The 20,585-nt window shown below is 61.2% G+C and carries 13 protein-coding genes; 5 read left to right on the forward strand and 8 right to left on the reverse strand.

What is annotated here, in order from left to right:
- Positions 1-54: 54 nt before the first annotated feature.
- A complete protein-coding gene (locus HYT87_17000) occupies positions 55-1,086 on the reverse strand; it encodes a fatty acid desaturase (protein ID MBI2061439.1) in 1,032 nt (343 codons plus the stop codon).
- A gap of 79 nt (positions 1,087-1,165) precedes the next feature.
- On the opposite strand from HYT87_17000, the gene HYT87_17005 reads away from it, so the two are divergent.
- Both HYT87_17005 and HYT87_17010 read left to right on the forward strand, forming a co-directional pair.
- Complete coding sequence (locus HYT87_17005) at positions 1,166-1,444, forward strand: hypothetical protein (protein MBI2061440.1); 279 nt, start codon at positions 1,166-1,168, stop codon at positions 1,442-1,444.
- Positions 1,445-1,493: 49 nt separating this feature from the next.
- On the forward strand, positions 1,494-1,820 hold the full coding sequence (locus HYT87_17010) for a hypothetical protein (GenBank protein ID MBI2061441.1): 327 nt from the start codon (positions 1,494-1,496) through the stop codon (positions 1,818-1,820).
- A gap of 270 nt (positions 1,821-2,090) precedes the next feature.
- Here HYT87_17010 and HYT87_17015 read toward each other — a convergent pair whose 3' ends face one another.
- The gene (locus HYT87_17015; protein MBI2061442.1) at positions 2,091-3,422 is read right to left on the reverse strand and encodes a DEAD/DEAH box helicase; all 1,332 of its coding nucleotides are present in this window, start codon (positions 3,420-3,422) and stop codon (positions 2,091-2,093) included.
- Positions 3,423-3,725: 303 nt separating this feature from the next.
- On the opposite strand from HYT87_17015, the gene HYT87_17020 reads away from it, so the two are divergent.
- The 3 genes from HYT87_17020 to HYT87_17030 all read left to right on the forward strand — a co-directional run bounded on the left by HYT87_17020 (position 3,726) and on the right by HYT87_17030 (position 8,068).
- Positions 3,726-6,008, forward strand: a complete 2,283-nt coding sequence (locus tag HYT87_17020; GenBank protein MBI2061443.1) for a glycosyltransferase family 4 protein — start codon at positions 3,726-3,728, stop codon at positions 6,006-6,008.
- Positions 6,009-6,038: 30 nt separating this feature from the next.
- A complete protein-coding gene (locus HYT87_17025) occupies positions 6,039-7,487 on the forward strand; it encodes a glycoside hydrolase family 130 protein (protein MBI2061444.1) in 1,449 nt (482 codons plus the stop codon).
- A 242-nt stretch (positions 7,488-7,729) separates the two neighbouring features.
- Complete coding sequence (locus tag HYT87_17030; protein ID MBI2061445.1) at positions 7,730-8,068, forward strand: alpha/beta fold hydrolase; 339 nt, start codon at positions 7,730-7,732, stop codon at positions 8,066-8,068.
- A 38-nt stretch (positions 8,069-8,106) separates the two neighbouring features.
- Here the strand turns inward: HYT87_17030 and HYT87_17035 are convergent, their stop codons facing one another.
- The 6 genes from HYT87_17035 to HYT87_17060 form a co-directional block, all read right to left on the reverse strand.
- Complete coding sequence (locus HYT87_17035) at positions 8,107-11,973, reverse strand: hypothetical protein (GenBank protein ID MBI2061446.1); 3,867 nt, start codon at positions 11,971-11,973, stop codon at positions 8,107-8,109.
- A gap of 8 nt (positions 11,974-11,981) precedes the next feature.
- Positions 11,982-13,610 (reverse strand): hypothetical protein, encoded by a 1,629-nt coding sequence (locus HYT87_17040; protein MBI2061447.1) that lies wholly within the window; start codon positions 13,608-13,610, stop codon positions 11,982-11,984.
- Complete coding sequence (locus HYT87_17045; protein MBI2061448.1) at positions 13,610-15,199, reverse strand: hypothetical protein; 1,590 nt, start codon at positions 15,197-15,199, stop codon at positions 13,610-13,612. Before HYT87_17045 ends, HYT87_17040 begins: the two co-directional genes overlap by 1 nt.
- 117 nt (positions 15,200-15,316) lie before the next feature.
- A complete protein-coding gene (locus HYT87_17050; GenBank protein ID MBI2061449.1) occupies positions 15,317-18,535 on the reverse strand; it encodes a hypothetical protein in 3,219 nt (1,072 codons plus the stop codon).
- Between the two features lie 361 nt (positions 18,536-18,896).
- A complete protein-coding gene (locus HYT87_17055; GenBank protein ID MBI2061450.1) occupies positions 18,897-19,400 on the reverse strand; it encodes a PCP reductase family protein in 504 nt (167 codons plus the stop codon).
- Positions 19,401-19,584: 184 nt separating this feature from the next.
- Positions 19,585-20,481 carry a P-loop NTPase gene (locus HYT87_17060; GenBank protein MBI2061451.1) on the reverse strand — a complete coding sequence of 299 codons (897 nt, stop codon included), beginning with the start codon at positions 20,479-20,481 and terminating at the stop codon, positions 19,585-19,587.
- Between the last annotated feature and the right edge of the window lie 104 nt (positions 20,482-20,585).

The raw sequence follows: 20,585 nt of genomic DNA on the forward strand, positions 1-20,585 counted from the left end.
GGGAGCACCTGAAGGTGCTCCCCTACGAGGAGGCAAGGACAAGAGTAGAGGCTCTTACGCCGGGACGGGAACGGGGAGTACGGCGACCCATTGATCGTAGGCCCGCTGCATCCGGTCCATGAACTCCGAAACGACCTTCTCGCAATGGGGCTGCATTTCGGATTGGAGCTTGAAATAGCCTCGCTCGAGATTGCGCATGCCTTCGGCGAGGTGTCCGGCGAGTCGAATCCGTTTTTCGGGAAGGCTGAGCTTGGAATCCCCGGCGAGATGATGAAGCGTTTCAGTCCATAGCTGAAGCGTACTCTCCATCCGGCCGATCCATCGGACGGACTTGATTTCCGCGTAGCTTCGATCCCGGACGTAGATGGCGCCCGCCAGCCCCGCTTTGCGGAGAGCGTGGACGGCCGTCCAACCGAGATCGAATTCCCACCAGTGTTCCGAGAATCGGGCCGACCGGGGGTAGCGGTGATGATTGTTGTGCAGCTCCTCACCCCCGGCCACGATTGCCCAAGGCCAGAGGTTGCGGCTGGCGTCGTCCGTGGGGTGATTGCGATAGCCGAAGTAATGCCCCACGCCGTTGATCAGGCTGTTGCCGAGGAAGGGATGCCAGAGAATTTGGATCAGCCACGCGATGAGACCGGGGAGCCACCCGAAAACCGCGCAGCAGATCGCGAGGAGAAGCAGGACGCCAACGATATTAAGAGGGGTGTAGATTCTTTTTTCGATCCAATCTTCCGGTGTTCCGCGGCCATATTTCTCGAGGACCTCCGGATCGCGGCTGGCGCGGCGGTAGTAGACCACGCCTCTCAAGAAAATGTTCCAGAACCCTTCCACCTTGGGGGAATGAGGATCGCCCTCGCGATCGACAAACGCGTGGTGCTTGCGGTGAACGGCGACCCACTCCTTCGTCACCATTCCCGTCGTGAGCCAGATCCAGAAGCGCATGAAATGAGCGGCGGCCGGATGGAGGTCCAAGGACCGGTGCGCCATGCACCGATGAAGAAAAACCGTTGCCGAAATGTTATTGAGCTGAGCGGAAATCAGCGCAGAAACGATCGCGGCCGTCCAATGGTCGCCGTTGAACATCTAGGAGTCATCCTACCCCATTCAGCCAATGTGGACAAGGGCAGTCCACTTGCGCCGATCCGAGGATAGGGATGCTTCGTTGATTGTCGCCGGGACGGCTTGGGGCTTTTGGCAGGGCATCGGTTCGAGCGTGGCGGCCGACGCGAAGAATCGTCAGATTGCCGGGGCGAGCTTCGTGGGTACATCGACCGCCGGTTTGATTTCGATGGGCGCGGCCCTCAGGCTGGATGTACCGCCGATGAAAACGGCGCTTGCCGTGAGCGGTGGATTTTGGGGGGGCGTGGATTCCGTTTTGGGGCGGAATCGCGGGGGAACTGTCTTCGCGTCGAATTACGACGCTATGCCTCGCGGGAAGTGACATCGGCTTAGTGGGTGCTTCGTTGGCGATGGCCGGCAGCGAAAGATCGGTGCGGGGGCTTCAAATCATGAATGTTGGGGGCTTGTCGGGCGCTGCGTTGGGAAGCGTAGTTGCGGGAATCGCCACTGTCCGGGCGAAGCCGGTGGCGGCCGCGACATCCATTGGAAGCGGAGCGGGATTGTTCATCGGCGCGATTGTGGCCGGCGCCACCGAGGGGCAAGGTAGGGATTCTGACGACGGGAGAATCGAGTTTTGGCGACGGAGGGGCCATTCGCTCTGGAACCACGTGGGCTATTTCCCGGTCTATGAGCCGGATTGGAATGGATCCGGCCGGCCGATGCTTGGCTTCAGCGCGTTCGCCAGTATGGGGAAGTAGCCGTTTGCCATCGGTTCCGCGCCACCTGCCGCCTGGCGAAGCACCCAGTCGGATTCCGCTGATTTAGGTATTGAGAGCGTCTAACAGAATGCGAAGGGGAGGGTCTTCAGACCCTCCCGACAGGAGGGAGCAACCAAGAGGGAGCACCTGAAGGTGCTCCCCTACGAGGAGGCAAGGACAGGAGGGAGCATCTGAAGATGCTCCCCTACGAATCGGCATTCCGTTAGACGCTCTCAATGCCACGCCTGACCTTCGGCCTACTCGTACGACCTATCTGTGGCGGCGGCGCGCGCGGAACCTGGACCGCCCGAAACGGCCATGGAACCCGCCGCCGGGGCTTTTCCCCGGCTCAGGCTGTCGCGGGTGGCTTGGCGCGTGGGACGGCTGCGCCGCGTGGAGGGGCTTCCCGCCGGGGTGACCGGGGGCGCGCCTAGGTGGGTGCGTTGGATGGGCCGCGCGCGCGGGGGCGGCGGACTGCTTGGCGGAATAATCGAACCCCTCGATCTTTCGGCGCTCGAGGCGTGCGCCCAGCGCTCGCTCGATGTCGCGCACCATGGACTCGTCCTGATGGGTCACCAGCGTGAAGGCATCGCCGGTCTTTGCGGCGCGGCCCGTGCGACCGATGCGGTGGGTGTAGGCATCGGTCGTGTCGGGAACGTCGAAATTGATCACGTGCGTAATCTGGGAGATGTCGATGCCGCGCGAGGCGATGTCGGTGGCGACGAGGATATTGTAGCGACCCTCCCGGAAGCCATCGAGCGCGGCCTTTCGCCGGTTCTGCGAGAGATTACCCTGCAAGCAGGCAACCTCCCGGCCCTTGTCCTGAAGATTCCTTGCCAGACGCTTGGCGCGGTGCTTGGTGCGAGTGAAAACCAGCACGGACGACCCGGCGGTCTGCTCCAGCAGCCTCGCCAGCAGCGCGGGCTTCAGGTGCTCGACCACCGGGTAAAGGGCGTGGGAAACCGTCGCCAGTGGCACGGTATGGTCGACTTGGACGGTGACCGGTTGGCGGAGGATCTCGTGCGCGAGCCGGCGGATGTCGTCCGGCATCGTGGCCGAGAAGAGCAACGTCTGCCGATTGGCCGGGAGTTGCTTGAGGATTCGGCGGATGTCGGGCAGGAAGCCCATGTCAAACATGCGGTCGGCTTCATCGATCACGAGGACATCCAGGTGCGATGGCTTGAAGGCACCGTGCTGCATATGGTCGAGCAGGCGCCCCGGGCAGGCCACGACGATTTCGACGCCGTTCCCGAGGCCGGTGACCTGGGGGCCGGCGCCGACCCCGCCGTACACCGTCAGGCTGCGCAGTCCCGTCTGCCGGCCGAGCTCGCGAAAAACATCCGCGATCTGGTCGGCCAGCTCGCGCGTTGGCGCGAGGATCAGCGCCCGGGTGACGCCGCGCGGGCCCGTAAGCAGGTGCTGAAGTATGGGGAGGGCGAAGGCCGCGGTCTTTCCGGTCCCCGTCTGCGCCAGGCCCATGACGTCGCGGCCCTGGAGGATGGGTGCGATGGATTGCAGCTGGATGGGCGTCGGTTTGGAATAGCCCAGCGCGCGGATGCCCGCAACGATCCTGGGATCGAAGTCAAAAGAAGAGAAGCTCATGGTGTCACCCTTTCTATCTGTACGCGACCGGGAATTCCCGCATCAGCGAGCAAACGGCTTGTCCACGATGGGACTTGTCGGCGGCCTTGCAGAGGTGGGAGCGCCCTCGGCCGCTGTCTATTGTCTAACACATTCGGAGGCGGCCAACCCAACGTCGGCATGGCCATCCGCTAACCGTCATAGTATTATTTTGGAAACTTCTCAAACGAAGCGCTGATGGAGTACACTGTCCGGGCTCATGATTCACTGCGGCCCAGATCCTGACGATGTCATGATTGATGGCAGATATACATCTTTGACCTTATGAAGCCCCGTTCCGAAATCCGCACGATCGCCTTTGTAGGGAACTACCTGCCCCGGCTCTGCGGTATCGCCACCTTCACAACGGATTTGTGCACGTCCGTGACGGCCCAGTTCCCGAAGGTACAGTGCTTCGCCGTGCCCGTGAACGACATCGAGGGGGGCTACGACTACCCCCACGATGTCCGTTTTGAAATTGAGGAGCAGAACTTGGCCTCGTATCGGCGGGCGGCGGATTTTTTGGGTATCAGCGACGTGGATGTGCTTTGTGTCCAACATGAGTACGGTATTTACGGAGGACCGGCGGGCGGGTACCTTCTAGCGCTCCTGCGCGAAGTGGATCTGCCTATCGTCACCACGCTCCACACCGTGCTCAAAGGACCCAACGCCGATCAAAAACGGGTGATGCAGGAACTGATCCAGCTCTCCACCCGCGTGGTGGTGATGTCCCATAAGGCGGAGGAATTCCTGAAGGGAGTTTACCATGCCCCCGCCGCCAAAATAGACATGATTCCCCACGGCATTCCCGAGACCTCTTTTGTGGATTCCGCTTTCTACAAGGATCTCTTCGGCGTGGAAGGCAAGCAGGTTCTCTTGACGTTCGGTCTGCTTTCTCCCAACAAGGGAATTGAGAACATGCTTAACGCCCTTCCCAAGATCGTGGCGGAACGCCCCGACGTGGTTTACATCATCTTGGGAGCCACCCATCCGCACCTTTTGCGGGAGACGGGCGAGTCCTACCGCCTGGGCCTGGAATTGCTGGCCGAAAAGAACGGCGTCAAGAAGAATGTGATCTTTTACAACCGCTTCGTGGATTTGGCCGAGCTCAAGGAGTTCATCGGCGCTGCGGACATCTACGTCACCCCCTATTTGGACGAAACCCAGATCGTGTCCGGGACTCTGGCCTATTGTTTCGGCGCGGGCAAGGCGGTGGTGTCCACTCCCTATTGGTACGCACGGGAGCTCTTGGCTGATCATCGGGGGGTATTGGTGCCCTTCAACGATCCGGGCGCCATCGCCCGGGAGGTGGTGGGGCTTTTGTCGGACGATACCCGGCGCAACGCCCTGCGCAAGAACGCATACAAAATGGGGCGGGAGATGGTGTGGGGCAACGTGGCCTGTTCCTACATGCAGGTTTTTGAGAAGGCCCGGAATGAACGGGCCGGCTTGACCCGAAAGCTTTTCACGGTGAAGACGCTGGACAAGCAGCTCACAGGGCTGCCCGAAATGAAGTTGGACCACCTCTACCGGATGACCGACTCCACCGGCCTCTTTCAGCACGCCATCGCGGCGGTGCCGAACTTCCACACCGGGTACTGTACCGACGATAATGCCCGCGCCCTGATTTTGACGGTTCTTCTGGAGGAGTTGGGGATGGATTCCTCCCGTCTCTTGGACGCCGCCACCACCTACGCTGCCTTCCTGCAATACGCCTTCGACCCGAAGCTGAAGCGTTTTCGGAACATCATGGGATTCAACCGGTCATGGAAGGATGAAACCATATCCGAGGACTGTTGCGGCCGCGCGCTGGCGGCCCTGGGAACCTGCGTGGGCCGATCAAGAAACTCCGGCTTTCAAGTCCTGGCGGGACAGGTCTTCGCACAGGCGCTCTCTCCTGTGACGGGATTCAGCTCGCCCCGGGCTTGGGCGATGGCCTTGATCGGCGCCCACGAATACCTGCGACGATTTAACGGAGACCGGCAGGTCAGCCAGCTCCGGGACGCCCTCACCGACCTTCTGATGGGTCTCTACCATCGCACCGCCACCCCCGAGTGGCCTTGGTTCGAGGACTCGGTGACTTATATGAACGCCGGGCTTCCCCACGCGCTGATTTTGAGCGGAAGGGAAACCTCCCGTGCCGACGTGCTCGAGATGGGCCTGAATACCCTGCGCTGGCTCACCAAGATCCAGACCTCCGAAGGGGGCTATCTGCGGCCCATCGGCTCCAACGGTTTTTATAAACGCGGTGGCGAGCGGGCGAATTTCGACCAGCAACCCATCGAGGCTCAGGCCATGGTGTCCGCCTGTTTGGAGGCTTACCGATGCACCTCGGATGACTATTGGTTCAGCCAGGCGCGCCGCGCCTTCGACTGGTTCTTGGGACGCAACGACTTGGGCCTTTTCCTCTACGACCCCAATACGGGCGGATGCCGGGACGGGCTCCACGTGGACCGCGTGAACCAGAACCAGGGGGCCGAATCCACCCTGGCGTTCCTCGTTTCTCTGGCGGAGATGCAGCGGGTGCACAACGAACTGGCCGCCTTCAAGAACTCGCCGCCCTCTTGAATGAAACGGTCCTCCCTCAAACAAACACCCATCCACATCCGCCGGACGGAGATCCGGTTGGCCCCGGACCAAAACCGGGTAGTCCTGCGGCCTCTGGGGTTCGCCTCCGATGAGGAATACGTCAGGATCATCCGTCGGGCGCAGGCGCTTCCGGAGCAGGATGTCCAGCGCGTTCTTGATCGGGTCCTGCAGGAGTTTTCCTCCCGCCATCGGTGGCTGATCAAGCGCCTCTTGGCGAGGTTTCACCACCTGGAACATTTCCTGCCCCCGGGAGGCGACATCTCGGAAGCGCGAAAACTGCTGATCGGCTCCTACTTCATGTTTGAATATTCGGCCGAGTCCGCGGCGCTCTTCAACCCATCCATCCTTCACCATCCCGACCAATCGGGGCTGCCCAAGGGAAGTCTGCGCTTCCTTCTGAGCCTTCGGTCGACGGGGGAGGGTCACGTATCTTCCATTTCTTTCCGCAGCGGCGTTATTGACGCGCACAACGGCATTTCCGTGGACCCGGCATCGCGTTTCTTGACCGAGCCCGAGCTCATTGAGAACCCGGCTTATCACAAAGTTCTCTTTGGGCGGAAGATCGCGGAAATGGGCTTGGCCGGCGAATGGGCGGAACGCGTGATGGGCCGCCTGGGAGACTTTTTCACCCTCAAAGAACTCAAGCATGGCCTCAAGGAGGTGCTTCAAGAAACGGCCCCCGGCCAAAAAATCGGGGACGACAACACCGCCAAAGGCCTGTGGCTTTTGGCGCAGTCCAACTACGACATTCGGTTTCCGCCGGACCAGGAGCTCTCCGAAAGGATCATTTTTCCCGTCACTCCCATTCAAAGCAACGGCATCGAGGACGTGCGTCTGACGGCGCATCGAGCCGAAGGGGGAAACACGGTTTATTACGCCACCTATACCGCCTACGACGGCCGCAACGTGCTTCCCCAGCTCTTTGAAACGGAGGATTTCCTGCACTTCAAGTTCGCCACGCTCAACGGCCCCGGGGTGCAGAACAAAGGGATGGCCCTCTTCCCGCGCAAGATCAAAGGCCTCTTCGCCATGCTCTCGCGCCAGGACGGCGAGAATGTTTTCCTGATGTATTCCGACAACGTGCATTTTTGGAACGAGTCTCAGCTCATCCTCTCACCCGCTCACCCCTGGGAATTCGTGAAGATGGGCAACTGCGGGTCTCCCATCGAGACGGAGGCGGGCTGGTTGGTGCTGAGCCACGGGGTTGGGCCCATGCGGAAGTACTGTCTCGGCGCTTTCTTGCTGGACCGGAATGATCCTTCCAAGGTGATCGGCCGGCTGCGGAAGCCCTTGATGTCCCCCGAAGGGACCGAACGGGAGGGGTACGTTCCCAATGTCCTCTATACCTGCGGAGCGCTTGTGCGCGGCGATCAGCTTATCCTGCCCTACGGCATGTCGGACCGCGTGACCGGATTCGCCATCATTCCCATGGATGAAATCATGGCCCCCATGGCTTGAAGGGCAGTCCCGATGACTCATAGGGGATTTCGAGAGAAGCAAGGGCGCCAGGCATGATTCCGGACCCGCTTGAAAGGGAACGGAATACCATCGGGCGAGCCCATCTCACGGAGGTGAATGGAACATCCATCTCGTGGGGTGAGATGGGAAAGGGCGACTCGCTGATTCTCCTTCACGGCATTTAGGACTCCCATCGAACGTGGCGAAGGTGCGCGCCCCTTCTCGCCCGGCATTTCCGAGTCCTGATGCCCGATCTGGCGGGCCACGGCTATTCCGGCAGGCCGGACGCCCCGTACACGCTTTCATGGCACGCCCGCATCCTCATCCAGTGGATGCGTAAGCTGAGCATGCCACGGGCGCACGTGGCAGGGCATTCCTACGGCGGGGGCGTGGCCCAATGGATGCTTTTGGAGGACCGGAAACGCGTGCGCCGCCTGGCGCTTGTCTGCTCGGGAGGGCTTGGTCGGGAGGTGGCGGTCGGGATGCGCCTCGCCTCGTTTCCGTTATTCGGTCCTCTTACTCGCTCCGGTGCTGATGAAATTCGGCTCGCGCATGTGCCATGGGGTCAAGTCTTGACTTGATACTTCTCAGGTTCGCCGATGAAGCAAGTTGTGCCAAGTCAAGACTTGACCCCTTGCCCTTGCCCCCGGCGAGAAAGGAAGAAGGCGAGGAGCAAGACGGAGGGGAGGAGGGTGCTCCAGGGGTCGGTGGGAGAGCCGGGGAGGACGGCGCAGCCGCAGGTCATGCCGGCTTCGGAGGAGTCGGACTTGTACTCGACGGTGAAATGGTACTGGGTGAATTCCTTATTGTCCGCTTCATCGGTGGCGCGGACGAGGAGGTCATGCGCGCTGCCTTGTTCGAGCCCGCTCAGTTCTACGAGGCCGTCCTGCGGCAGGGCTTGATACGCGGCCCCGTCGAGGCTCCATTCCGCATTGATGTCGCTCCGTTCGGATACATAGTCTGTGACATGGGCGGTGAGGCGGACGAGGTCTTTCCCTGGATAGGCGGGGCCGATGACGCGGATGACGGGGGGTTGGGAATCGACTGCATATTTCAGGACGGCCGGTGTGGAGTCGATGTTGCGATCGGTGTCGATTCCCTGGACTTCCAAGGTGTGCCGACCTTCGATCTGCGGACCGAGGTGGAGGTCGGGATCAGCGGAGAAGATCTGCCAGGGCATGTCGTCGACGCGCCAGGTGTATTTGGCCGACGTGTCCCGATCGTCTTCATAGAGCACATAGACGACGCCGCCCGCCGGGGAGATGCCGTTGGCCACGGTCTGCTTGGGGTCGAGGTTGATGAATTCCTGGGCGGGGCCGCTTTTTGAGAGGGCGATGAAGGTTTTCGGCGCGGCGGGGCTGTCGGCCACGGTGGAGCCGGCGCCCATGCGGGCCGGGGCGAAGAGGGCGAATCCGCCGCCGCTGCTCTCCGGGGAGCAGGTGGTGAGGCAATCGCCCTTGGACAGGGCATCTCCCGAGAACATCGACTCTCCGAGTCCGGCCGAGCAGACTTTGTCTCCGGCGAAGCAGTCGGTCGTGCAGTGGAAGTCCGTGCGCCCATCCGTGCACGTGCCGTCTTTGGCCTCGCACCCTTCGCAGGACTTGTTGCCACAACAGGGTGGGGCGCCGCAGTCTGAGCAGCCGCAGTTCGTGGCGGTTCCCGTGCACTCGCCCTTTTCATTGGCGGTGTAGACCTTCGAGCCGCACTCCGTGTATTTCTCGCCCTGACCCATCTGGCAAATTCCGTCGCCGCATTTGCAGTCTTCGCTGGGTCCGTACCACTTGGCCTCTTCGCCGGGCGCACAGTACTGGCTGTTGCGCGTGGCGCAGTCGTCAGGGCAGTTCAGCTCCGTTTCGCCGATGTTGAGTTGGCACGTGCCGTCATCGTTGCATACGTCGGAGGGGATGAGGTCCGTTCCGAGCAGGCCGATGATGTCGAACTGTTTGAAACGGGCGTAGACGGTAAAGTAGTCTTTGGCGCCGTTGCCATCGGCGTCTGAGCCCTCGGTGCCTTCGTTTTTCGTCATCGGTTCCGGCCCCATGTGGAGGAACTTGAACTTGATGCCGGGGATGGAGAACTTTGTCTTCACGTCCGCGTAGAGGGACATTTCGAGCATTTCGCCGAGGAGTTCGGCGATGCCGCTCGTGAGGCGTTTGCCGCTGTCCGTCAGCGTCTTCCCGGGCTCCACATCGAGATACTGGATGCTGTCGACGTCCAGCTTGGAATCGAAGTAGAGCGAGATGCAGGCGTCATCGTCGTCCGTGAGGTCGTTGTCGTCGAGCCCGAGGCAGGCGACGCCATCTTTGAAATCGGACTTGGCGCATTTGGCGCAGTCGGCGATTTCGCCGTACTCGTTGTCCGCGCAGCCGTATTCGAATCCGATCGGGCAGCAGGTGGGGGAGTTGGCGGAGTCGGTGCAATCCTTGCCGCTGACGGTCTTTGAGGGCGTGCAGGCCGGATCGGAGTTGGAGCTGTCGAAATCCGAGTTCGGGCAGAAGCCTTCGCCGGTGAAGTAATCCACGGAGACTTGGTATGCCATTCGGGTCCGCAGGGACATGAGCCGTTGCTCGGTGCCGTCCAGGTTTTTCAGGATGAAGTCGACGTCGAAGTTGGGGAGGGAGAATTCGAAATCGGTCCGGCAATCCTGGGGGCAACTGTCTTTCGTTTCGTTCGAGTTGCACACGAAGTCGGGGCAGGTTCCGGCGGTGGTGGAGGTTTTCCAGCGGGGGTTGCCGATCTTGACATCCGGTGTGCCTCTCGGGATGGTGCGGAGGATGACGGGCTGGCTGGCTCCGCCTTCGGTCTGGAAATTCTTGAAGGCCGGGAAGAGCGTTTCGAGCGAGCCGAGAGTGAAGGCGAAGGAGGCCGGGTTCGCGATGCTGGTGATATCGAAGCCGTCGAGGAGGCTCGACGCTTCGGTGGAAGAGGTCGAACCGTCCGTGGATTCGGGCGCGGCCGGCGGGGGGATCTGCATGCAGAAGCTGCCGGAGACGTAGAGTTGGTAGAAGATCCAGCGGAGGAGTTCCTGCGAGATGCCGAAAGCCATGTGGTAATTGGTGCCGTTGAATTTTCGGTATTCGAATTTCACCGCCGTGGCCGTCTGGGGGTTGGGCGGGCTGGTCTTATCGATGGACTCGAAGCACTCGGAGCTCTTGAGTTGGGAGAGATCCGTGGTGATCGGCTTCATGCCGAAGTCGAATGGCAGGAGGAAGCCGTTGTTGTCGATGTCCAAGTGGGGATAGAAGGCCATGCCGACGAGCGAATTGCCGCCGCCCTGGACGCCGTAGTAGCGCGCGGAGTTGGGGTTGCACTCGGCCGTACACCATTTGGGATCTTCCGCACCGCCGCAGGTGGGATCGCCCGTAGCAGGAATCGTGCCTTGCGGGATGGCCGTGGGTTGGACCCAACTGGTCATGAGGGCCATGACGTCGATGGGGAGGGAGCCTTCGAGCATGCCTTTGACTTGATCCATGAGGGGGCCCGCCAGTTGACCGATGAACAGGCCCTTGAAGGCGTTGATGAGTGCGCTCAGGAGGAAAGTGCAAATCTCTTTGATGATGGGGACTCCGCACAGGCCGCCCAATTCCAGCGTGATCTTGCCCGCGTCGATGCCGCTGTTATCGAGGCCCTTGGTTGTATCCACCCCCAGGTCGATGCTGAGAATGCTCGGATAGGGAGAGAGGTCGGTGCGCTTCACCGGGTCGAGCTTCAGGTACAGGGTGAGGTATTCGATCGTGGCCCTCCCGCGCTCGAAGCCGAACCCGTCTATCTTGAGCTCGGCGATCATATTGTCGATACGGATATTGATATTCATCGTGTCGTTTGCCGTGTCAATGGGCAGAGTGGGTGTCATCGAGGAGTAGTCCATGATCTTCCCCATGCAGAATTGCGTGTCGGACGGATTGCAGACGCAATTAGCGTCTCCTGTGCTGTTGGCCGGGCAGGTGTGGCCGTTCTGGTCCGGGTAGGTGTCCTTCAGCCAGATCTTGACTCCGAGCATATCCGCCACGGGGTCCGTGGGCATGCTTGTGTTGATGATCCACTTGATGAGGTCGGATTTCATGAGGTCCAAGATTTGAACCTTGATTTTTTCGAAGCCCGTGTCCGTATCGGCGCCGGAGGGATCGGCGGTGAGCCTGAACGGGATCGCTTCCGTGTTGAGGAACGGAGCGGGGTTGCAGGTGGCCGGATCGTGTCCGAACTTATCGGCGCAGGCGCCGCCTTTGGTCGGATGGGGAATCGGCGAGAGCGGGATTTTGGTGTCTTCATCAACGAAGGACTTTCCCGACTTGGGGGGGAGTGCGGCGCCGCAGCCTCCGCAGCCGGCGCCCTCGGAGCAGGCGGCGAGCGCGAGCATGGCGAGGATGAAGGCGCCTTGGGCGATTCGTTTGGGGGTGAGAAAGCGCGGGCTAAAGCCCGCGGCTACCGAGGTCTCCACGAACGTCCTGATCGTCCTTTCTTCGCCTGTTGCTTTGTCACTTGTCACATGTCACCTCAGAAGACGTCGGTTACGAAGGGGTTGAGGAGCCGGAGGAGGAGGCGCCGTTGGAGGCTTGTATCCGGCAACTGATCGAAACCTTCGTAGGCGATTCCGATGACCCAGCCTTCGAGGGCGGATTCGGAGTATGTGAACGAGGCCATGGAGGACCACAGGCCGACGATTTTGGGGGTATCCAGCGACTGGATGGCCCACGAGAACGCCTCGGCGGCTCCCGGGTCGGCGACTTGGACGGCCAGTTTGAGGTCTCCGGTGGCGCCATCCCGGTAGGAGATGAGCGGACGCTGGTTGGGTCCCATGGCGATGGTGCTCTCGAGACCGGTTCCCGGATCGATGCCGTCTTCCACGATCTGGCCGACCCATTCTTCGAGGAGAACTTCGCCTTCCGACTGGCTGAATTCGGTGAGGTTTTCTTCGCTGACCAGCACGAGATTCGCGGGCCGGCCATCTCCAATGGGAGCCACTTCCTCCCTGACTTGCAATGTTCCGCGGTCGAAGTTCTTGATGCGGCGGAAGCGCGGGTACCACCGTTTCAGGTTCGCATCGTAGACGATGTATTTCAGATCGCCGGCGAGCGCATCGGTGTAGCTGATGTGGAGGCGGCCGCGGTGATCCACGGTCACGGAGGCCCATCGGCCGACGTCGCTTGGCGTGCCGTCGCCCGGACTTTGGGGGCCGGCTTGGAGATCGTCAAGGGTCGTGATTTCCCATTCGCCGCCCACCACGGGTTTTTGGGCGAGTTTGAGATCGCCGTTGGGCTGACCGCCGCCCTCGCGGTTGGGATCGTAGTAGACGATGTACACGGTGTCCGGCTGGTGTTCGGCATCGGCTGCCGAGATGGCGATGGAGGTTTTGCTCGGATCATCGCCGCGGGCGAGTTGGTTGGGATCGAGGAGGACTCCGGCGACAGGCGGTTTGTCGCCATCCACCGCGGGATCCCATTCGCCGCCTTCCTCGGGCCGTTGCCGGTCCCACCGGAGGTACTTTACCGCCCCTTTCCGGGTGGGGTCGAACGAGACATAGGCGGCATGGATGCTGCCCGATTCGTCCAGCACGGCGGAGATCCACTGGCCGACGTTTCGTGATTCGGAGTCGAGGGTCACGATCTTGTGTTCCCAGACGCCGTCTTTCCGCTTGGTGGAGCCCCAGGCATATTTGATCTGCTTGTTGTCGTCGTCGTAGTACACGATGTGGGGTCGGCCGGTTGGGTCCACGTTGAGGGCGTTCCATTTTCCCATGCCATCGCCCTCTTTGTGGGTTCCCTTGTCTACGGGCTGGCCCTTGACGGTCCGTTTCTGGCCGGTGGGAAGTCCGAACTGGTCCACCTCGTCGAATTCGACGGTGGGGATCCACTTGCCCGCGCCTTCGGCCGTCTTGGCGAAGTAGATGTATTTGAGCCCCTTCTCCTTGAGATCGTAGTAGGTGAGATGGGGCATGCCGCGCACGTCGAACTTGAGGGAGGCGCCGATGCCGGCGTCCGAGGAGTCATCGACGACGATGGAAGGGACGGGCAGCGGGCGGACGGAGTCGTGGCTGCCGGCGCGGCCGCACGCGGCGATACACGCCGCCGAGGCGGCGAGCATCGCCGCATTTGAGATTTGAGATTTGAAATTTGAAATTTTCATCAGGTGCCCAGCTTCTCGAAGTATCGGAAGAGCAGGGTATGTTTCCGACTGCCCGTTTCGAGGATCTCGTAGCCTTGGTAGGCAATTCCCACTTTGAAATCTTCGGGCGTTTTTCCAGGGATCGTGCGGAGCGAGGACCAGATGCCCACGGTTTTCACATTGTCCAGTGGAACGGTGGCCCAGGCGTGTCCGGTGGGCGAGGGTGTGAGTGAATCCTGGAAGGCGATCTTGAGATCGCCCGTGGTGCCATCGCGGTAGGACAGGATCGCGCGGTTGAAGGGATCCAGCGTCATGGCTGCGCCCACCCCCGTGCCTGCTCCGGAGCCGTTGTCCACGATCTCGCCGGCCCATTCTTCGAGAACGGTCGTGCCTGTGCCGGACACATCGCTCATCGGCAGTTCGCTGACTACGCGGATGTCCGGTGTGCCGTCTTCCTTCGGCGGGAGTTCCACCTGGAGCTGGTTCTTCCCGACGTCGAAGTTCTTTACCCGCCTGTAGCGCGGGTACCACAGGCTGGTGGAGGGGTTGTACAAGATCTGTTTGAGGTCTTTGTTCGTCTCGTCGGCATACGCGATGTGGAGGATGCCTTTCGAGTCGATCTCGGCGGCGGTCCACGTGCCGACGTTGTCTTGGTGCGTATCTCCGCCCACGGTCTTGTCCGTGCTGCCCGGTACTTTGCTCGGCGGCAGATCGTCCAGGATTTGTACGGCAAACGGCGATCCGGAGGGCGCCGAGATGTTTCGACGGGCGAGTCGGAGGTCGCCGTCCGAGGATGAATAGTAGACGACAAAGACATCCTGTTTGGAGAGGGCGATGGCGGTGCGCGAACCCTCGGCGGTGGCGAGCGGTTTCCCTACGGGCTCCGTGCCGGGAAAGTTTCCGAGGTCGACCAGATCGATGGTCTCGATTCGGGGCCGGTCTTTCTGCGATTCCTCGTCCCACGAGCGGTTCCATCGGAGGTACTTCACTTTTTTGAACTGGCCGTCCGTGTAGGCCACATGGATGTTCTGGGGGGTTGCGTCGTCCATCGCGGCCGTGAGCCATCTGCCGACGATTGCGCCTTCGGAGTCCAGGAAGACTTTCTTGAAGACCCAGGAGCCGTCGCCCGCTTGGCCGATGGCCCAGGCGTACTTGAGCTGGCGGGTGTCCCCGTCGTAGTAGACGATGTGGGGCCGATCTTCTCGGTCCAGCACGAGCCAGTTCCAATAGCCCACGCCTTTCCCGGAGCGCGGACCCATGTCCACGATTTGCCCGCGGATGATCGTCAGATCGTTCTCCAGTTTTCCGCAGTCCTTGTAGTTCGGCTCGGCCGTTTTGACTTGAGGCTGCCAGTTGAACCGGCCCGGCTCCACTTGGACGCCTTCGATGTATTTCAGGGCCTTGCAGCCGGCGTCGTAGTAGCTGATGTGGGCGTTTTTCTTGGAGTCGAATTTGAGGGAGGGGGCGATGCCTGCGTCCGAGGTGTTGTCGATCACGGAGCCCGGTGTGAAGGGAATGCGGAAACTGTCCTCGCCGCCGGAGCGGCCGCAGGCGGCAGCGAAGGCTGCCGCCGTGATGAGTGATGAGTAATGTGTGAAGCGACGGATCATGCCAAGAGCCATCAGAGTGCCCTCCCGCTCATGCTTCGACGGCGCTCAGCACGAGCGGAAAAAAGCCGTTCGCCCTTGGCCTGTCGAAGGGTGAACGCGGCGTTGGCCCTCCAAAGCCTACCAACCAAGTTTCCTCCGAGAGAGCCAGAGGAGGGGTGCGATCAGGAGAAGGACGGCAGAGCCCATGGGCGCTGATGATCCGAAGGGGATGGACGCGCAGGCGCCTCCGCCCCCTGGCGCGTCTTCCTGCACGCGGAACGGGTGGGAGATTTCGCTGACGTTTTCCGCGTCGTCCTTGGCGCGCAGCTTCAGCTCATGGTCGCCGAGGGCGAGATCACGGAACTTGAGATCGCGCCGATCGGAGAACTCGCTCCAGGCATTCCGATCCAGACTGTAGGAGACCAGAATCTTCTCTTCCGGCGTCTGGACATCGTTGACGGATACGGTGAACTTGGGACTTTCCCGCACGATCGTATTCTGGGTGCCCAGGAGGCGGATGTCCGGTCCCGCGGAGTCGACGCGGAAGTAGAGTGTGGCGGGCGAGGCATCGACGATGTTGTCCGCCGAGCGCGACTTGATTTCCAGGCGGTGGAGACCTTCGTACAGGCCGGGGAGCATGGCGTAGCGGTCGCCCGTGTAGATGTGCCACGGGCCGAAATCGAGCTTCCACGAGAAATCCTTGGCGCCGTTCTCACCCGCGAAATCGAGGACGGAGTCGAACGTGGTGATTCCCGCTTTCTTGGTTTCCAAGGCGTTCAGGACCAGCCGATCGCCGAAACGCCCGTCGGTGAGTTGGACGAAGGTGTCCGGCTCGAGGGCCGCGTAGTCGGGAATCGGTTGTTGGCGCGCTGGAGCGGCGCTGGGGCAGGTCGGATTCGGGAGTGTGGCGCAGACGGTGTCGCCGGAGGGCGGCTTCGCGCAGTACTTGGCGCGAACCGTGCTGCACGTGCCGGCCTGCGGGCAGAGGCTGCAGAGCTGGGCGAGAATCGGCTTGCACATGCCGTCCATGGCCTTCGCGGGATCGGCTTCGCAGAGAAAGCCCGTCACGAGATTCCAGAGGTCCTTCGGTCCGATGATGTCCGGGTCCGTGTCGGCGTCGTTCTCGCTGTCCAGCAGGTTGAGGCCGATGCCGAGGTAGTCGCCTTTGTCCTGGTCGTCCGCCACGGTGTTGCCCCGATCGTCCGTGATGGGGAAGGGATCTTTATCATCGCCCATCGGATCGATGATGAGGTCGAACATCGGGAGCGTCATGCCCAGGAGTTCGTTGGGGTTCACTTCGATCTCTCCCACGAGACCCGCCACGACGCCGATGAGGAGGCCGAAGAGATCGGAGACAAACTGGTGGGGCGGTTTTTTGGCTTTGTCGAACACTTCCGTGTTGAAGGTGAACGCCTTGATGTCCGGGGCGTTCTCGATGCCGATGCCGAGGACCATCGTCCAGCTCGGGTTTCCCTGACTGTCCTTGATGGGTTGCCCCTGATCGTTCTTCACTTTGCGGGTTACGTCGATGCCGACGCCGAGATCCATTCCGAGGTCGACTTCGGCGGCCGTCTGGTAATTCTTGGCGCGGTCCACGTCTACTTGGATTCCGAATCCCAGATGGGGGATGCGGGCGAGGATGTCCGATTGGATTTCTTTCCCGTTGGCGCTGAGGATCTTGCCGCCGATCAACAGCGTCGGAGTGTCTTCAAGCTGAACGTAGCGGCCGTCTTTCGGATCGACGAGTTTTGGAGCGATGCTGAACTTCACTTCGGCGTTGGGGAAGGCCTTGGACAGGTCGCCCCAGAGGAACCCGATCTTGTCCGTGTTGAAGAAGTCCGCCGGGTTGATGCCCCCCAGGCTGCTGGAGTCGCTGCCGAGGGATCCCATCAGGGTCGAAACGAGAGCCGCATCGATCCCGATGCAGGCCACGCCGGAGGTGAGCGCGTTGTACATGACGGCGCTGAGGACGTCTTGGTGGAGACCGATGCCGAGCATCTGGTTGGAGAAGATGAGCGGTGTGATCTCGGTGATGATGGGAGCGGCGGAGGGCGGCCGCAGGACGCAGTTGAACTCCTTCGGATAGTCGAGCCCGATGCCCAGACCGCCCTTGAGCTCGACGCCGCCCTTCTCGGTTTTGGGATCGCAGAATCCGGAGTTCTTCCCGTTGCAATCCGCGAGGAAATCGAAGTTGAAGCCGAGGTTGAGCGTGATGCACCCTTTGGTGAGAGGGTGTTCGATGCCGCCGGAGGCCGAGCAGGTGGAGGCGGTGGACGTGGTGGACGAGCTGCCGCCGAGGCCGGGAATGAGGCTGCTGCCGCTGCCGCCCGTGAGGCCGGCCAGGAGGCTGGAGGCATCCATGATCGGCGTGGGCCCGAAGTACTTGGCCACGGCCTTGTCGAACTCGTTGGTGAGTTCCAGCTTGAGGTTCAGCTCGAGGAAGGGCAGGAGGCTGGCGAACTTCTTCGAGAGGGCATCGGGGTTGCTCGGAAGCTCCAGTTTAATGTTGAAGCCGGTCCCCATTTTCACGTACGGGAGTTCCAAGGCGAGGCTGGTGCCGGGGTTGAGCGGCCGGAGCGGTTCGCCGTTTGCGTCGGCGGATACGGGATCTCCGCCGAGGGGACGGAGGGCAAGCGAGAGAGTGAGATTGGGGATGTTGCCCTTGGCGTTAACCGTGACGAATTTGGCCGGATCGGCGACGTATTGGCTTGGATCGGTCGGATCGGGTTTGGGGCCTCCGCCTTCCTGGACGGCGCAATCCGCCTCACCGGTGCGCGTGGGGGCGCGGAACTTGAAGTCGGCCGACATGGGGGCGAGGTCCACCACCACGGCGAGGGCCTTCTTGTCCATGTCCGGCTTGAAGCCGAGTTCGCGCACGGTGTAGTCGAGGGACTTGCCGTCGTTGTCGAGATCTTCGATGTAGAGCGCAAGGCACATGTCCGGGATGAAGGGATCGAGGCCGAATTTGAATTCGAAGAGCGCATCCCCGCTGCCGCCGAGAAGATCCGTCACCAGGCCGGCGAGGATGTTCTTGGTCATGTTCAGTTCGGCGTCCTTGTTGGCGGGGTTGGAGTAGTTGCAGCGGTCTTCCTTGCCGAGGAGGCAGTTCAGGGTTCGGTTGAGGTAATCGAGGAGGGTGTTGTCGATGCGCAGGTCGAAGGAGTTGCAGAGGTCGCACTTGCCGTCCGCGTCCACGTCGAAGGAGGGGATTTTGACGGTGAGCGGTTTGGCCGGCGCGGTGCTTGAGCTTGAACTCGATCCGAGGCAGGAGCTGTTGCAACTGCTCCCTCCGGACGAACACGCGAAAACGGCGAGAAATGCGGCGAGAAGAACGCCTAGTCTGAACTTGTGTCTCATTGATCCCTCCATCTGGGCAAACGTATCAGTATCATGATTACCTGTCAACCGATATTAACCCTGCAAGGTGATGGCCAAAGCCTTGGGAAACAGGTTGCAATCCATTGAAATCAATAGATTGTTCAAGTATCGATGCGGGCTGTCGGAAATTGGGGACAAAAGGGACCGGCATCGGGTAATTAGTTCTTTTCCCAACGTGTCGTCGCGTTGGGATTGAATAGCTGTCAGCGGTCAGCTTTCAGCGGTCAGCTTCCGGAAGGATTGGTCACTGGGTACGGACAGGACGTTTAGGAATGGGCCTTGATTCTGATGCGTTTCTGGTGAGCTGACAGCTGAATGCTGATCGCTCAGTGCTGGAAGCCTATTTTGGGGACATCTGCTCACGGACTTCTTGGAGGAGGTCCTCGGTGATCAGGGTGACTCCTCGCTGCCGGGCGACTCGTTCGATTTCCTGCTGGACCATAGGGCGTATGAAGAGAGGGATTCTCTCAAGGCGGAGTTCGGCATCGGTAGTCCACGCGAGGGAAGGGCGAGGCTCCACCGAGGGCTTTTTTGCCTCGTCGGCTGCAAGCATTTGCGGAAAAGGACACCCTGCGCCTGTGCTCGGTGCGACGTTCGACGTTCGACGTTCGACACTCGTTTCGAGGGACTGGCGGGTCATTTCGAGAGGCTGGGCCGGGGCGTCGCGCCCCCCAACCTTGACACCCAGTGCGTTTACCATCTGGGTTTCACCGGGATTCGTCACCATGGAGAATCGGTGGCCGCACTGGGGGCAGGAGAATGTTATACCGAGCGATCCATCGGAGATCTTCTCCTGCTCCGCATAGGTCATGAACGTTTCACAGGATCGACAAACGAATTTCACGGCGGTCCTCCCTTCGTCAGCCTTAGTGCGTCTAACAGAATGCGTAGGGGAGTGTCTTCAGACCCTCCCAACAAGAGGGAGCAACCAAGAGGGAGCACCTGTAGGTGCTCCCCTACGAGGAGGCAAGGACAAGAGGGAGCATCTGAAGATGCTCCCCTACGAATCGGCAATCTGTTAGCGGCTCTTATGATGCTTGGGACCCTTCCAGAAGTCCCGCAAGTTTGGCGGCGATCTCACTGAACGGCGCGGGAATCTTCCCATGCTCCGGCCCGGCGCCCACGGCCGGATCGAAGGGGACGGCGGCGAGAAGGGGGATTCCCAGCTCACCGGCGATGTTTTCCAGGCGCTCTGCGCTCAGGTTCCCGCCCTCGAAGATATTCTCGACGTGGCCGCAGTGGGAGCAGGTTTTTCCCGCCATGTTGACTACTAGTCCAAGCGGCCGGATGCCGGAATCCCGCGCGTAGGCCACGGATCGGCGCACCACGTCCAATGCGATCGCGGAGGGGGTGGTCACCATGACCGCGCCGTCCAGATCCGGAATGAAACTCATGAGGGCGGGCGGCTTGTCCGCGGCGGCGCCCGGGGGCAGATCGGCCAGCCACCAATCCAGTTCGCCCCATAGGATGTCCGCCAGCAGTTCCCGGAGGACCGTGTATTCCAGGGTGCCGAGCCAGACGGGACTCAGCTCCATGGGTCCGTTCCACCGGGTAGGCGAGCCATGCTTCAGGAGAAAATCGAGCGAGGCGATTTTCATGCCCAGAGGTCCCTCGATCGGTGTCGCGCCATCGGCCCGAAAGGCTAGGGACCGGCCATTCAAGCCGAGCAGCTTGGGGAGGCACGGGCCGTTGAAATCGACGTCCAGCACTCCTACCCGATTTCCCAGGGCGGCCAGGGCCGTGGCGAGGTGCGCGGTGACGGTGCTCTTCCCGACGCCGCCTTTGCCGCTCATGACGAGGATTTTTCGTTTGATTCCGGCCATTCGAGCATGCACCGCGGAGGTCTGTTCGTGAATTTGGGAGGCGATTTTCGCATCGTCCGCAAATCTAATATTTTTGAGAATGGTTTTCAGGTCGCCGCTCACGAGGGGGATGCTAGAAGATTCCCCCTTGCGGGTCAATGGATCCATCCCACGGCCTGGGAGGGCCGTTTGACATCGGAAGGGTGAGCGGGGAAGATGCCTGGAAC

This window comes from Nitrospirota bacterium (genome assembly GCA_016180645.1).
Lineage (GTDB): Bacteria > JACPQY01 > JACPQY01 > JACPQY01 > JACPQY01 > JACPAV01.

Coding starts and splice junctions, on each gene's coding strand:
- HYT87_17040 (MBI2061447.1), bottom strand. CDS start 13,610: ATGAAAATTTCAAATTTCAAATCTCAAATCTCAAATGCGGCGATGCTC.
- HYT87_17050 (MBI2061449.1), bottom strand. CDS start 18,535: ATGAGACACAAGTTCAGACTAGGCGTTCTTCTCGCCGCATTTCTCGCC.
- HYT87_17045 (MBI2061448.1), bottom strand. CDS start 15,199: ATGATCCGTCGCTTCACACATTACTCATCACTCATCACGGCGGCAGCC.
- HYT87_17000 (MBI2061439.1), bottom strand. CDS start 1,086: ATGTTCAACGGCGACCATTGGACGGCCGCGATCGTTTCTGCGCTGATT.
- HYT87_17020 (MBI2061443.1), top strand. CDS start 3,726: ATGAAGCCCCGTTCCGAAATCCGCACGATCGCCTTTGTAGGGAACTAC.
- HYT87_17015 (MBI2061442.1), bottom strand. CDS start 3,422: ATGAGCTTCTCTTCTTTTGACTTCGATCCCAGGATCGTTGCGGGCATC.